Below are 14,404 nucleotides of genomic sequence, written 5' to 3' on the forward strand. Positions count from 1 at the left end.
TGCCATTTCGATACTTCCCAGCTTCAAAATTTATTTAATTTAGTCTTTCAACCTTTTAGGAATAGTATTTGTTAAACCGAGATAAAAAGGAGACTATATATGGATTCACAATTTTCACCAAGAATTAAAGACATTATCGGATATAGCCGGGAGGAGGCAATTCGTTTGGGGAATGATTATATAGGCCAGGAGCATCTTTTTTTGGGAATTTTGAGAGAAGGCGAAGGTACTGCTACTGATATTCTCGAAAACCTGGGTGTCGACCTGGTTGAAGTAAAACAACTAATCGAAAGCAAGGTACGCACAGATAAAGATATAAATCAGAAAGCTGATTTGATTATGCTGAAATCGACTGAAAAGACGTTGAAGTTGATTTATTTGGAGGCACGATCGTTTAAAAGTGCAACGGCCAATAGCGGCCACCTGTTGCTGGCTATATTAAAAGACAACGACAGTTTGATAACTCAAATGCTCGTTGAACTGGGTATTAATTACTACATGGTTAAGTCGCAATTGCAAGACTACCAGCAGCCTGAAGCGAAATCGGATTTCCCTGAAAGCGATGACGATGAGCCGGGCGAAGGTTTTGGAAAAGGCCCTTCATCGGGCGGACAAAGCTCGAAAAAAGCTGCCGGCGCCAAATCGGATACACCTGTACTCGACAACTTTGGTATTGATATTACCAAACTGGCAGAAGAAAACAGTCTTGACCCAATTGTAGGTCGCGAGAAAGAGATTGAGCGACTGGCACAAATCCTGAGTCGACGCAAAAAGAACAACCCAATTTTAATTGGAGAACCGGGCGTTGGTAAATCAGCCATTGCCGAAGGATTGGCACTACGAATTGTGGGCAAAAAAGTATCGAGAATATTATTCGACAAACGCGTTGTAAGCCTTGATATTGCTTCGATTGTGGCGGGTACAAAGTACCGCGGACAGTTCGAGGAGCGTATGAAAGCTATTTTGAATGAGCTTTCGAAAGTAAACAATGTAATTTTGTTTATCGACGAAATTCATACCATTGTAGGTGCCGGTGGCGCAACCGGATCGCTGGATGCGGCCAACATGTTAAAACCTGCTTTGGCACGTGGCGACATTCAATGTATTGGCGCTACTACGCTGGATGAATACCGTCAGCAAATTGAAAAAGACGGTGCTTTGGAACGTCGTTTTCAGAAAGTAATGGTCGACCCTACTTCGGTTGACGAAACCATCGAAATTCTGAATAACATTAAGGAACGTTACGAAGATCACCACAACGTAACCTTTACGCCGGAAGCGATTGAAAGCTGTGTGAAATTAACCGCACGCTATATTACCGATCGTTATTTACCGGACAAAGCCATCGATGCACTTGACGAAGCTGGTTCGCGTGTTCATATCTCAAATATCAACGTTCCGGATAACATTGTTAAGCTGGAAGAAAAGATAGAGAAAACCAAAGATGATAAAATTGCGGCGGTTAAAAGTCAGAATTTTGAGCTGGCAGCCAACTATCGCGATAAAGAAAAAAACCTGCTCACTCTTTTGGAAGATGCAAAAGAACAGTGGGAAAAAGATCTGTTGAACCATCGTGAAACGGTTGATGAACACAAAGTTGCCGAGGTTGTTGCTATGATGTCAGGAATTCCGGTACAGCGTATTGCGCAGGCCGAAGGAAAACGCCTGATGAACATGGGCAACGACTTGAAAGGCAAGGTTGTTGGACAAGACGAGGCAATTGCCAAAATTGTTAAAGCAATTCAACGTAACCGCGCGGGACTGAAAGATCCAAACCGCCCAATCGGAACATTTATATTCCTTGGACCTACAGGTGTTGGAAAAACCCAGTTGGCAAAAGTTTTAACTACTTATTTGTTCGACAATCTGGATTCGCTGATTCGTATTGACATGAGTGAATACATGGAGAAATTTGCTGTATCGAGATTGGTTGGAGCGCCTCCGGGATATGTGGGCTACGAAGAAGGTGGCCAGTTGACCGAAAAAGTAAGACGTAAGCCGTACTCTGTTGTATTGCTCGATGAGATTGAGAAAGCGCATCCTGATGTATTTAATATTTTGCTTCAGTTGATGGACGAAGGACGTTTAACCGATAGTTTGGGACGCAATGTTGATTTCAAGAATACGATTATCATTATGACATCGAATATCGGATCGCGTCAATTAAAAGACTTTGGTCGAGGTGTTGGTTTCGCAACGGCTAAAACGCCTGAAGAGGAAAATGAGCATACAAAATACATCATTCAGAAAGCACTGAAAAAAGCATTTGCTCCGGAGTTCCTGAACCGTATTGATGATGTGGTGATGTTTAACCAACTGGAGAAAAAACATATTCACAGCATTATCGACATCGAAATTGAAGGTTTGTACAAACGTGTTGAATCACTGAATTATAAGCTGAAAATTTCTCCGGCAGCAAAAGATTTTATTGCCGAGAAAGGTTACGATCCTCAGTTTGGTGCACGACCATTAAAAAGAGCTATCCAGAAGTACCTGGAAGATGAAATGGCCGAAATAATTATCAAGGCATCGATTACCGAAGGAGATACAATTTCGGTTGGTTTTGATAAGAAGAATGAAAAACTTCAGATGCGCATTTTATCGAATAAAAAAGCGCTGAAAGAATAAGAAACGAAACTGATAAATTTCAAAAGGAGGTGAAAACCTCCTTTTTTTATGCTTTGTAATTAAGGATCAGCATCGTAATGTCGTCAGTTTGAGGAGCATGCCCCATATACATTTTGAAACTCTTTTCTAAACGTTCAACCATTTCTTTGGGGCCTTGTCCTGATAGCGATTTCAGGTTCTCAACAAGTTGCTTATTACCGTACTGAACATGGTTTTCGTTTAGCATTTCGGTAACACCATCGGTGTATAAAACCAAGGTGTCATTCGCATTTAGTTGGATTTTTGCTGAGCTATAAGATTTATCGGGATAAAGTCCCAGCGGAAGTCCGTGCGACTGTGCCAATTCTGTTACTACCCCATCTTTATTTAAAATATAACCCGGAGTGTGGGCTGCATTACAATATTCTAAGATGCCGGTTTTTACATTTAGAACACCTAAAAACAATGTCAGAAAGAACTGATGATGATTGCTCGTACACAACTCTTTATTAACTTTTTCTACAATTAAATTCGCTTTTGGTTCCAAGGCATTTGTTTTAATTGTTGTTTGTGCAACACTCATAAAAAATGCCGCCGGAACACCTTTCCCCGAAACATCCCCCATTGTTAGAACCATGTGCTCATCATCGATAAAGAAATAATCGAACAAGTCGCCGCTAACACCTCTGGCCGGTTGATAAGTGGAATAAATATCGATATCAGTACGGTCGGGAAAAGCCGGATAAATTGATTTAATAAAACTTTGCTGAATTTCGGAAGCCTGATTCATATCTTCCTGGCGTTGCAGCTTTTTCTTTTGCTCGTCGGATTGAGTTTGCAGGTATTTTTCGTACCACGATTTCATGTAATTCAAACTCTCCGCTACCTGAGTAACTTCGTTATCCGGAATATCTTTATACGGCCCGGTTAAATTACTAAAACGCTTTAACTGCTTGGTAACCAGACTCAGTGGTTTAATCTGACGGTTGATAATGTAAGTAACCGTTAAATAAATGATCAGAATTCCCAGAACCGAGAAGAACAACATCTGAAGTACCGGCAAGTACAAAGGTTCGAACAATTCTTTGTAAGGTAAAACCGAAACCAAAACCCAACCATTTTGCTGAATAGGAACATAATAAACCAAGGCCTTTTCGAAATCAAATAATTCGGGATAGGCTATTAATGTTCCAGGTTTTGTGTCTGAAAGTACCTGGTCGTTTCTAGTTTTAATATCTTCGCGCAGAACTTTTTCATTTATATCGTAAATACTGCGGTTAAGTATCCATTCGGTAACAGGATGTGTAATATAAATGCCATCTTGCGACATCAGAAAAGCAAACCCTCCTTTTCCTATTTTTAAACTGTTCACCTGCTTATTCAGCTCATTTATTGACATTTCGCAAATTACTTCGCCAACACGTTTTTCTAGTCCTGATGAGTTTTTTAAAATTATTGGAGCACAATAGGCAGCAACAACCGTATTGTTTCGGTCGCATAAATAGGGTTCCGACCAACCTTCGACTTTCTGTTTCATCAGTTTCTGAAACTGAACCTGCTCATTCGCGCACGAAGAAATATTGCCACTCCCCCGTTGTATTACTGTCGAATCACCGTCTCTGTATGTGAAATAGCTCCAATACGGCAAGTCGGTAACTGTTGAATCAATCTTTACATAAATGGCATTGATAAATGGATATTTATTAACGAGACTTTGAATGAATAAATCAGCATGATCTTGTTGTCCGTAAAAAATAACCTGGTCGGCAATATTTCCGGTAACCTCCGAAGTAGTAACAATGTAACGCTGTACCTGACTTGTTACATGCGTACTTTGCGACATCGCCTTATTCTTTACACTCTCTTTTATAAGTGTTTGATTGAAAAGAAAAAATATACCAATAAAAGCAATAAATACCCCTATTACTGCCAGGGAGATATAAACACTCAATCGATATGCAATTGATTTATTTAACATTATTCTTTTACTGTTCCCGATTAAAACAATTTACGGATTATTTTTTAGATGTCAGGCATTATGATCAAAATTTAACCATTTCCGCGTTCCCTCAAAACTGCAGGTAAACGAAGCCAATAAAGCTGCTTCTTTTATAGCTCTTTCGAAATCAGCACTTTCAAGAAAATAGTAGCAAAAAGCACCATGAAGAAAATCTCCCGCGCCAAGTGTGTCTTTTACCTTCACTTTTGGAACTGTAACTCTCCCCTTTTTCTCGTTCGATACATATTCAATTGCAGATCCTCCGTTTGAAACGGCCACCGATTTTACGTTTTTTGCTGCCATAAAATCAAATAATTCTTCACTGTTTTTACAACCGGGTGGCATAAAGTCGGCTGAGCATATGGCAATATCAATATAGTCTAAAAGCTCGTTAAACTGCGGTTTCCAGCTGCCACAATCAGAAACTACAGGTATTCCTCGCTCCTTACAAATTCGCACACATTCAAGACTGAATTCCGGGTAAAAACCATCAATAAGCAAAACCTGTGGCTCTACCAGATCTATCAGTTTTTGCGGCGAAATTGTACTTTTAACTACGGTAGGATTATGTGTAACAATGGTTCTGTCGCCATTTTTTGATGTTAATACAGTAGCCAAAATTGTTTCGAAATCCTGACCATAAGCCAGATCAAAATGATCGACCCCAACACTGTTCAAATCCTGATCGATAAATGAGGAAAAAGCATTGAGACCAGCCGGACTGGCCAACGTTGCCGTTTTATTCAGATAGGCAAATGCAACAGCAGCATTAGTTGCCGGTCCGCCAACTAAAATATCCGGAATGTCGGTTTTAATTTTGGTGTTGGCAACCGGAATCTCATCTATAAAATACTGAATATCAATTGTAGTGAGTCCTACAAATATGGCCCTGTGTTTCATCTAACACAAAGAAACAAAAAAAGCTGCCCTTTCAGACAGCTTTCCTTGTATTTTATAACGTTTTTTAAGTATTCATTGCTCCACAAACAGTAATAACCTGTCCGCTTACATACGATGAAAGATCAGAAGCAAGGAATGTTGCAACACCTGCTACTTCTTCCGGAGTTCCACCTCTTTTTAATGGAATTGAAGCTTCCCATGCTTTACGTGCATCTTCCGGAATTTTACCGGTCATTTCAGTAATAATAAAACCAGGTGCGATGGCATTTGAACGAACACCACGAGAACCCAGTTCGCGTGCTACCGACTTGGTAAACCCGATAATACCGGCTTTTGATGCCGAGTAGTTCGCCTGACCTGCATTTCCGCTAACTCCAACAACCGAACTCATGTTGATAATTGAACCTGAGCGTTGTTTTAGCATGGTGCGCTGAGCTGCTTTTGTAAAGTTAAATACCGATTTCAGGTTAACGTTAATAACTGCATCCCACTGGTCTTCAGTCATTCGCATCAACAAAGTGTCTTTGGTAATACCTGCGTTATTTACCAATACATCGATACGGCCAAATTCTTTAACGATCTCGCTTACAACACGGTCGGTATCTTCAAAATTACTTGCATCAGAAGCGTACCCTTTGGCTTTTATACCATAAGTTTTTAATTCCTCTTCCGTGGCTTTCATATTGTCATCTTCAAAAAGATCGGTAAAGGCAACATCGCACCCTTCCTGTGCATACTTTACAGCAATTGCTTTACCAATACCGCGAGAAGCGCCGGTAATGATCGCTGTTTTTCCTTCAAGTAATTTCATTTGTTTATTTTTTAATTAAAGTGGTAACAATTTTAGCCTGTCAAGAAATTGTCGGGCTAAAACCGAAGTTACCCTATTTGTTTTCGTAGCGCAAATATAAATTTTCTTCAAGTTATACCGAAAATGATCCGCAGATTAATTGTTTTCCAGTCAAAGTATATGCCTCGCGACAATAAACTTCAAACATTTGGTTGAAAAGTTCAAAACAATAATTCGCCCAGCTGATTTAAAACTTCGGCAGCTTTTCCTTTTAAATGAATATCGGTGATTGCTGAAGTAAAAATGGTTTCATCGGGGTTGATTTCGATAATTGTAGCTCCGGCTTGTTTAGCAGTTCGTGGCACATACGATGCCGGTGTTACTTCGCCCGTTGAACCAACAATAATACAGACTTCAGCTTTTTCGGCCGCTGCGAACGAATCAGAATATGCATCGTGCGGAATTCCTTCGCCAAAGAAAATAAAGTCGGGTTTTAGTATTTCATCATCCTTACTACACTTTGGTGGTATATTCTCGAAATCAATATCCTTTGCGTCATAAACTTGTCCGCATTTTAAACACTTCAGTTTTTTTGAATTGCCATGAAACTCATAAACGGTCTCACTTCCGGCTTCGTAATGTAAGTTGTCGATATTCTGGGTAACAACAGCGTTTAACAGTTTGTTACTTTCCATTTTTGCCAGCACCCGGTGTGCATCGTTGGGTTCCGCTTCAGCAAAAAAATCGTAGAATATTTCACGAATATACAACCAGCTGCGTTCAGAGTTATTCAGGAAATACCCCAAATCAAGCACCTGCGGATCGTATTTGTTCCAGAGTCCGTGTTCGCCACGAAATGGCGGAATCCCGCTTTCAACCGAAATTCCGGCGCCGGTAAAAGCGATGGTGAATTTTGATTCCTTAATTATTTTTGCTGATTCTTTTAGAAGCAGTTCCATGACTTAATGAATTTCGATAAATATATTCAAATGTCGTCATTAGGCGAAAATTTCTCTAATTTCTTCTTCAAAAATTTCTTCCTGTTTTTCAATCGCTTTCCGGTACGGCTCAAAATGTTTTATCTTAACATCGTAATCCTCAATGCATTCTTTAATTTTATCGCCAATTTGTTTTATTTGCTGTTCGTCATCATCAAACTTGTACTCATCATCAATCGGAATATCTACCTGGTTGTTTGCAGCGCCTTGCTTTCCGGTTATCACGCAATTATACAAAGCTGCTGCTTCGCGCGGAAAACGGTCTCTTCCGGGATGATTGCCAAAATCAATATAAACTTTAGCTGTTGCAATTTTGTCAGCAACCTGTGCCGGCGTTAAATTAACTAGCGGAACCCATTCTATTTCTGGGTAAGCTTCGATAATTCTTTTTGTGAATTTCTTGCCTTTGCGCGGGTTGTAAAGCACAATATCGTCTTTCTTTCCGCTTGATATTGTTTTTGATTTTGAAATAAAATCTTCCCGAATATAATCTGTGAGGTATGAGCAGCTGTCAATATTATATTGCTTTAGATGCAGCTCGGCATATTTCGATTGTACCAGGTGATGGACGATCGTATTATGGTGTTTTGGGTTTTCAATATTGAAAAATTTCTTTACCCCAAAAGCAGCAAGCACCCGGTTTTTCAGCCGTTTTTTCGACACATAATAGTTGTCTACACTTTGCCACCAAATAATTTTTTGAATGTTTTTGTATTTATATAATTCAAATGTACGCGTCTCCGGAACAATGAGAATATTGTTGGCATCATCTTCAATTTCAAATACATAGTCATCGATGTACTTTTTGTAGTTCGGATGAATCGGATCGTCCATTTTTTTCAAATAAAACATTCGGGCTTTATGACCGGATTGATTTAATTTGGCTACTAACTGGTGAAGAAGCTCCGGACCTCCGGTGGCAGCCTGTGGTTTACAGGCAATATAAATATTTGAGGAAGGCGTTAAGTCCATAAAAAAATAGTGTTTTTGGGGAGTTATTAGTTTTCTGAGATAATTTGTTCTGCTTTGTCTAATGCTTTTTCAATAACCTGGTGCATATCATAGTATTTAAACTCTGCTAAACGGCCACCAAAAATTATATTGTCTTTCTCTTGCGATAATTTTAAATACTTTTCATAGATCGCTTGATTCTTCTCATCATTTAACGGGTAATACGATTCATTGTCTTTCGAGAATTCATGCGGATATTCGCGTGTTATGATAGTCTTTTTCTGCTGCCCGAATTCAAAATGTTTGTGCTCTAAGATACGTGTATACGGCACTTCTCTATCGGTGTAATTCACAACCGCATTTCCCTGAAAATTCTCTGTTTCCAGTATTTCATGCTCAAAATGCAGACTTCGGTATTCTAACTTCCCAAACTGAAAATCAAAATACTCGTCAATTTTTCCTGTAAATACGATTTTATCAGCTAATGCCAGCAGATTGGTTTTGTCTTCAAAGAAATTAACGCCTGTTCTAACTTCCACTCCTTCCAACAGTTTTTCCACTAATTTAGTGTAACCACCAATCGGAATTCCCTGATATAGATCGTTAAAATAGTTGTTATCAAACGTGAAACGAAAAGGAAGTCGGCGGATGATAAAAGCCGGAATTTGAGAAGCAGGCCTTCCCCACTGTTTTTCGGTATATCCTTTTATCAGCTTCTCGTAGATGTCTTTACCTCCCAGTACCAGCGCCTGTTCTTCCAGGTTTTTCGGATTTTGAATGTGTTTGTAAGCTTCGCGTTGTTCTTCAATTTTTTGCCTGGCTTGTTCGGGCGTTGTTACTCCCCATAACTGGTAAAAAGTATTCATGTTAAAAGGGAGATTGTAAAGCCGGCCTTTATAATTCGCCACCGGAGAATTCGTGTAGCGGTTAAATTCCACGAGGTTGTTTACGTAATCCCAAACCCGTTTATTGCTGGTATGAAAAATATGTGCACCATACACATGTACATTTATATCCTCTCGTTTTTCGGTGTAAATGTTTCCGGCAACATGTTTTCGTTTGTCTATTACCAGGCATTTTTTGCCTCTTTTTTTCATTTCGGCGGCAAACACCGATCCAAATAATCCAGCTCCAACAATTAGGAAATCATAAGTGTTTTTAGGCATCATTGTCTGTATTTGAGGATTCAAATGTAATAAATGCGAAAGGAAATGCCTAAATGATTATTCAAAAATTATGATAACATAAATCAACAAAGCCAAAACACTTTAATTATCCATATATTTGTGCCAACATTTTTTAGAATAAATTATGCTCGATCAGTCAACAATATGCGCCATATCAAGCTCTCCGGGAGTTGGAGCCATTGCAGTAATCCGTCTTTCCGGTAGCGATGCCATTTCCATATGCGATAAGGTTTACGAAAGTCCGAAAGTTGGGAAATCACTTGCCGATCAGGCTGCAAATACTCTTCATTTTGGAAAAATAGTTTCAGCCAACGAAACCATAGATGAAGTGGTTATTGCGTTGTTTCGTGCGCCACATTCGTTTACCGGCGAAGATATTATCGAAATATCCTGTCATGGATCGGTGTATATTCAGCAGCGAATTTTGAATGTTTTGGTTGAAAACGGAGCCCGATTGGCATTGCCTGGCGAATTTACACAACGGGCATTTCTGAACGGGAAAATGGATCTTTCGCAGGCAGAAGGTGTGGCGGATGTTATCGCATCGTCCAATGCTGCTGCTCATAAACTGGCCATGAACCAGATGCGTGGTGGATTCTCGAGAGAAATTAGTGCTTTGCGTGACCAGCTTTTGCATTTTACTGCAATGGTGGAACTAGAGTTGGATTTTAGTGAAGAAGATGTGGAATTTGCCGACCGGACAGCTTTACACAAACTAACCGAGCAAATTGAAAAGTTGTTACGAAAACTAAAGGATTCGTTTCAATTGGGAAATGCCATTAAAAACGGAATTCCTGTGGCTATTGTTGGCGAAACTAATGTGGGGAAATCAACGCTGTTAAATGCGTTATTGAATGAAGACCGCGCAATTGTTTCTGATATTCATGGAACTACGCGCGATGTAATTGAAGACGTGGTAAATATTCGCGGAACGGCTTTTCGATTTTTCGATACAGCCGGTATTCGCGAAACTGAAGATCATATTGAAAACCTGGGGATTGAGCGAAGTTACAGTAAATTAGAACAGGCAACTGTGGTTCTGTTGGTAGTTGATACCAATAATCCCTACCCACTTGTGGAAAGCCGCATTCAGAAGATCCGCGAACGAATTGCCCCACATCAGACGCTGATTATTGTGGCCAATAAAATCGATTCCGGTTTACGCGACACTATTCAGCAAATTGAGGTAATGGAACTCACCGACAACGAAAAAGCGGTTTTCATTGCAGCCAAACAAAAGGAAAACCTGGAAGAACTGATCGATTATATGAGCCATTCCATTGATATGGAGGAAGCCGAACAACAAGATGTAATTGTTACCAACGCACGTCATTACGAAATATTGAAAAATGCACATGAAGCAATATTACGTGTTTTGAATGGCCTTGACATGCAAATTACCGGCGACTTCCTTGCGCAGGATATTCGCGAATGTTTGCATTATCTTGCTGAAATTACCGGAGAGGTTGGCACAGAAGAGGTTCTGGGGCATATTTTTAAGAATTTCTGTATCGGCAAGTAAATTCATATATTTTTAATCACCAAAACACACAAATACCTATCAATCAAAGTGTTGTTTTTCAGTGTACTTGGAGGCAATTTCAGCTTTTAGTCAAAATTCCTTAATGTTTTGCTCATTTTTGTACCTCATTTGTATTTTTCTACAAATATTCTTAACTTGAAAAATGAAAAATTGCAAAGTAGTGTAGTTTATATGCAGTAATATGTATTGGTTTACGATAGATTACAATAAATGGATACTTTAAGAAGGACGAAATGGAAATAAGCAAACATTGTTTATGGTGCAATAAAGAATTTACAGCACAAAAAACAACTACAAAATACTGTTCTCATAGATGCAATAATCAAGCATATAAAGATCAACAGAGAAAGGAAAAAATTGAGAAGCAAAAAAATACCAGTTTGATTTCTCGAAGAATACCTTCTTATAATGAGATATGCTCAAAAGACTTCTTGCGAGTGAATGAGGTTGGCATATATCTGGGATTGAGCAGACAAACCATTTATAAACTAATTCATTCAGGACAGCTACCTGTATCTAAAATTTCGTCAAGAATCATGCTTGTAAAACGCACCGACATTGACGATATGATGGAAAAGGCAATGGTAAGAAATATTCCTCCTGAAAAAATAAAACAATTGCCTCCTGAATATTATTCGATTTCTGAAATTAAAGAAACCTTTAAAGTAAAAGATAGCTGGGTATATAAAATTATTAGGGAAAACAATATTCCTAAAATTGTAAAAAATGGAAGAAGCTATTATAACAAGCTTCATATCGATAAATTTTTTAAACGCAAAGGAGACGCAAACCATAAAGAAATAACGGAGTGGATAAGTATTCCCGAAATCTGTACAGAATTCTCAATTACCACATCAGCAGCTTACACCCTAGTTTCAAGACATCAGATTCCTAAGAAAAAGGAAGGATTATCGGTGCTCTATTCAAAGAAACATATTCTAGTTGCACGAGGTCTTAGTGAGCAATCATTCATGGAATATTATACTGTCCAGGAGGCAATGCAAAAATTCAACATTAGCCGAGACGGTCTGTATGGCTTGATAAAGCGAAATAATATCGATAAGATCAAAGAAGGAAAATACATAAAGATTGCAAAAGATGAGTTAGACAGAATTTTTTCACCAACAAACACTGAATAATTATGGCTTGTGTAAAAGTTACTTTAAGAAAACGTGCGATTTCAAAAGGAAGATTATCGCTTTATTTGGATTATTATCCTGCTATAAGGAATCCGTATACGATGAAACTGACACGCAGAGAGTTTCTCGGCATATACATTTACAAAAAGCCAAGAACAGAGCTTGAGAAGGAATACAACCGCGAAGTACTGAACAAAGCTGAAGGTATTCGAGCAATCAGGGTACAATCGCTAATAAATGATCAATTTGGATTTCTGGACAAGCATAAACTTAAAGCAGACTTTTTAGATTACTTCTACAAAATTGCCCTAAAGAAAGATCAGAAGTGGATGATGGTATATGCTCATTTTGAGAAATTCGTGAATGGCAAATGCTTATTTGAGGACATAACGGTTGATTTAAGTAGAAAATTCAGGTCATATCTACTGAGTGCAAAACAGCTAAAACATACAAAATTGCCCATTTCTCAAAACTCTGCAGCTTCATATTTCTCAACATATAGGGCACTATTAAAACTGGCTTATCGGGACAAATTAATATTTGAGAATATAAACGACTTTTTGGAAAGCATTGAAACTGTCGATACCAAAATTGAATACCTGACATTAGAAGAACTCAAAACGCTTGCAGCAACTCCTTGCGACATATCTGTTTTGAAATCTGCTTCATTATTCTCGTGTTTGACCGGATTACGGATCAGCGATATCTTAAACTTAAGATGGGATAATATTATTCCAGCATCCGAAGGCGAATTTTGTATGCGGTTAAAAACCGAAAAAACCGATACGGAAACAACATTACCTCTAAGCAATGAAGCGCTGCAATTATGCGGTAAACGCAGTAATGGAAGAGTTTTTAAAGATCTGGAGAGAAGCATGACTTTTCAACCGTTGAAGAATTGGGTTGCCTCGGCCGGAATAAAGAAGAAGATAACATTTCACTGTTTCCGACATACTTTTGCCACCTTACAGATAGCTCTTGGCACAGATATTTACACCGTTTCTAAAATGCTAACTCATAAAAACGTTTCAACTACTCAGATTTATGCCGATTTAGTTAATGAAAAGAAACGGGAGTCTGCCAACAAGATTAGTTTAAAATAGTTTCTATGACGATTAAGAAACCGGAAAATATTATTCTTATTCTTCTTGTTTGCTGTGCCATTTTGGTTTTGGCGACATTAACAAGGTATTTCTGCTTATTAACTAAACTTGATTTATTTACAGCGAATATCGTTTTCTTAATTGTCGTTGTATTTTCAGTGGCTGTGTATATCAGTATTAATAGCCTGATCGATAATTTTTTGCTACCCCGGATAATTTCTTCTAAAGTATTTGAGAGAAAAGAATCTGCTAATAATGAGATAAAAGCAGGTTTGGAATATATTCCCAACAACGTCCCGACAAATGAAATACGCGAAACATTTCAGGAAACATCAGATCAGAAAAAGCAAAAATTATTAAAACAAGCTCTCCAATATTCCCAAGAAGTTTTTGCTCCGTATGCATCAGATTCTGAACTTTTAAGACTGTGTACATTTGTAGAAATGTATTCAAATGGTGAAGAATTAAAATCGATACAACCAATAAAAGTTGACAAGCAATTAAAGGTTAACGACATCTATCATTATGGGTGGAATATTTGGAACCATTTTCGATTAACAGACCAACTATCCATCTCCCATTTCCTTAAAATGGTGTTTGCCCCTACCCTTCAGGAAGTCAGTGAAATAAAGACAATCAAGAAAAAACTGAGAATTCCTGACAGCAACTGTAATATTCCAATCAAGTATAAACTCAGCAACTAAACATTCTCGATCTCCGGTGTTTCTATGGTGTTTTTTTGGTGACTTAAAGGCACCTGTAAAACACCTTTTTCATTTGTACACAAACAATTAAAAACAGTTGCCATGTGTAAAGATGAAATTACATTCGAAAAGTTACCGGAAGCTGTAGGCTTTCTAATTCATGAAGTAACGCAGTTAAGAAATCTGATCGAAGAAATCCAAAGGCCGGATATTCCGAAAAGGCCAATCGAGATCAATGAGGCTTGTAAAATTCTTATGAAAGCCAAATCAACAGTTTATACTCTTGTCCGAAAAGGAAGCATTCCCTGCTATAAAAGTGGCAAGAAGCTCTATTTCTATGAGGATGAATTATTGGAATGGATAAATACAGGCCGGAAAAATAGTTCGGCCTGTATTCATTCGCATATTCCTGCAATAATGACACCTGAAGTTCTCTCAGAAGACTATTCCATTCCATTTTCAAAAAAACGATAAACACCAGCT

12 protein-coding genes are annotated in these 14,404 nt (G+C 38.4%); 6 read left to right on the forward strand and 6 right to left on the reverse strand.

Going from position 1 to position 14,404, the window contains the following annotated elements:
* The first annotated feature begins 99 nt into the window (after positions 1 to 99).
* On the forward strand, positions 100 to 2,628 hold the full coding sequence (locus QZ576_RS02040; protein WP_297093723.1) for an ATP-dependent Clp protease ATP-binding subunit: 2,529 nt from the start codon (positions 100 to 102) through the stop codon (positions 2,626 to 2,628).
* A 46-nt stretch (positions 2,629 to 2,674) separates the two neighbouring features.
* Here QZ576_RS02040 and QZ576_RS02045 read toward each other — a convergent pair whose 3' ends face one another.
* From QZ576_RS02045 to glf, 6 genes are all read right to left on the reverse strand, one after another.
* Positions 2,675 to 4,585 carry a SpoIIE family protein phosphatase gene (locus QZ576_RS02045; RefSeq protein WP_297093724.1) on the reverse strand — a complete coding sequence of 637 codons (1,911 nt, stop codon included), beginning with the start codon at positions 4,583 to 4,585 and terminating at the stop codon, positions 2,675 to 2,677.
* Positions 4,586 to 4,636: 51 nt separating this feature from the next.
* The gene (locus tag QZ576_RS02050) at positions 4,637 to 5,506 is read right to left on the reverse strand and encodes a PfkB family carbohydrate kinase (RefSeq protein ID WP_297093725.1); all 870 of its coding nucleotides are present in this window, start codon (positions 5,504 to 5,506) and stop codon (positions 4,637 to 4,639) included.
* A gap of 64 nt (positions 5,507 to 5,570) precedes the next feature.
* The gene (gene fabG, locus QZ576_RS02055) at positions 5,571 to 6,317 is read right to left on the reverse strand and encodes a 3-oxoacyl-[acyl-carrier-protein] reductase (protein WP_297093726.1); all 747 of its coding nucleotides are present in this window, start codon (positions 6,315 to 6,317) and stop codon (positions 5,571 to 5,573) included.
* A 200-nt stretch (positions 6,318 to 6,517) separates the two neighbouring features.
* Positions 6,518 to 7,255, reverse strand: a complete 738-nt coding sequence (locus QZ576_RS02060; RefSeq protein WP_297093727.1) for an NAD-dependent protein deacylase — start codon at positions 7,253 to 7,255, stop codon at positions 6,518 to 6,520.
* Positions 7,256 to 7,294: 39 nt separating this feature from the next.
* Positions 7,295 to 8,266: a hypothetical protein gene (locus QZ576_RS02065; protein ID WP_297093728.1), complete on the reverse strand. Its 972-nt coding sequence runs from the start codon at positions 8,264 to 8,266 to the stop codon at positions 7,295 to 7,297.
* Between the two features lie 26 nt (positions 8,267 to 8,292).
* Complete coding sequence (glf, locus tag QZ576_RS02070) at positions 8,293 to 9,414, reverse strand: UDP-galactopyranose mutase (protein ID WP_297093729.1); 1,122 nt, start codon at positions 9,412 to 9,414, stop codon at positions 8,293 to 8,295.
* A gap of 142 nt (positions 9,415 to 9,556) precedes the next feature.
* Between glf and mnmE the strand changes: the two genes are divergently transcribed.
* From mnmE to QZ576_RS02095, 5 genes are all read left to right on the forward strand, one after another.
* On the forward strand, positions 9,557 to 10,954 hold the full coding sequence (gene mnmE / locus QZ576_RS02075; RefSeq protein WP_297093730.1) for a tRNA uridine-5-carboxymethylaminomethyl(34) synthesis GTPase MnmE: 1,398 nt from the start codon (positions 9,557 to 9,559) through the stop codon (positions 10,952 to 10,954).
* Between the two features lie 254 nt (positions 10,955 to 11,208).
* Complete coding sequence (locus QZ576_RS02080; RefSeq protein WP_297093731.1) at positions 11,209 to 12,114, forward strand: helix-turn-helix domain-containing protein; 906 nt, start codon at positions 11,209 to 11,211, stop codon at positions 12,112 to 12,114.
* Between the two features lie 2 nt (positions 12,115 to 12,116).
* The gene (locus tag QZ576_RS02085; RefSeq protein WP_297093732.1) at positions 12,117 to 13,217 is read left to right on the forward strand and encodes a site-specific integrase; all 1,101 of its coding nucleotides are present in this window, start codon (positions 12,117 to 12,119) and stop codon (positions 13,215 to 13,217) included.
* A gap of 5 nt (positions 13,218 to 13,222) precedes the next feature.
* Positions 13,223 to 13,921, forward strand: a complete 699-nt coding sequence (locus tag QZ576_RS02090) for a hypothetical protein (RefSeq protein WP_297093733.1) — start codon at positions 13,223 to 13,225, stop codon at positions 13,919 to 13,921.
* A 102-nt stretch (positions 13,922 to 14,023) separates the two neighbouring features.
* A complete protein-coding gene (locus QZ576_RS02095; RefSeq protein WP_297093734.1) occupies positions 14,024 to 14,395 on the forward strand; it encodes a helix-turn-helix domain-containing protein in 372 nt (123 codons plus the stop codon).
* Positions 14,396 to 14,404: the final 9 nt, after the last annotated feature.

Origin of the sequence: uncultured Draconibacterium sp. (assembly GCF_913060805.1) — a bacterium.
Taxonomy (GTDB): domain Bacteria; phylum Bacteroidota; class Bacteroidia; order Bacteroidales; family Prolixibacteraceae; genus Draconibacterium.

Bases quoted from the DNA above. Each gene is read 5' to 3' on its own strand.
- QZ576_RS02040 (WP_297093723.1), top strand. From the start codon at position 100: ATGGATTCACAATTTTCACCAAGAATTAAAGACATTATCGGATATAGC.
- QZ576_RS02045 (WP_297093724.1), bottom strand. From the start codon at position 4,585: ATGTTAAATAAATCAATTGCATATCGATTGAGTGTTTATATCTCCCTG.
- QZ576_RS02050 (WP_297093725.1), bottom strand. From the start codon at position 5,506: ATGAAACACAGGGCCATATTTGTAGGACTCACTACAATTGATATTCAG.
- fabG (WP_297093726.1), bottom strand. From the start codon at position 6,317: ATGAAATTACTTGAAGGAAAAACAGCGATCATTACCGGCGCTTCTCGC.
- QZ576_RS02060 (WP_297093727.1), bottom strand. From the start codon at position 7,255: ATGGAACTGCTTCTAAAAGAATCAGCAAAAATAATTAAGGAATCAAAA.
- QZ576_RS02065 (WP_297093728.1), bottom strand. From the start codon at position 8,266: ATGGACTTAACGCCTTCCTCAAATATTTATATTGCCTGTAAACCACAG.
- glf (WP_297093729.1), bottom strand. From the start codon at position 9,414: ATGATGCCTAAAAACACTTATGATTTCCTAATTGTTGGAGCTGGATTA.
- mnmE (WP_297093730.1), top strand. From the start codon at position 9,557: ATGCTCGATCAGTCAACAATATGCGCCATATCAAGCTCTCCGGGAGTT.
- QZ576_RS02080 (WP_297093731.1), top strand. From the start codon at position 11,209: ATGGAAATAAGCAAACATTGTTTATGGTGCAATAAAGAATTTACAGCA.
- QZ576_RS02085 (WP_297093732.1), top strand. From the start codon at position 12,117: ATGGCTTGTGTAAAAGTTACTTTAAGAAAACGTGCGATTTCAAAAGGA.
- QZ576_RS02090 (WP_297093733.1), top strand. From the start codon at position 13,223: ATGACGATTAAGAAACCGGAAAATATTATTCTTATTCTTCTTGTTTGC.
- QZ576_RS02095 (WP_297093734.1), top strand. From the start codon at position 14,024: ATGTGTAAAGATGAAATTACATTCGAAAAGTTACCGGAAGCTGTAGGC.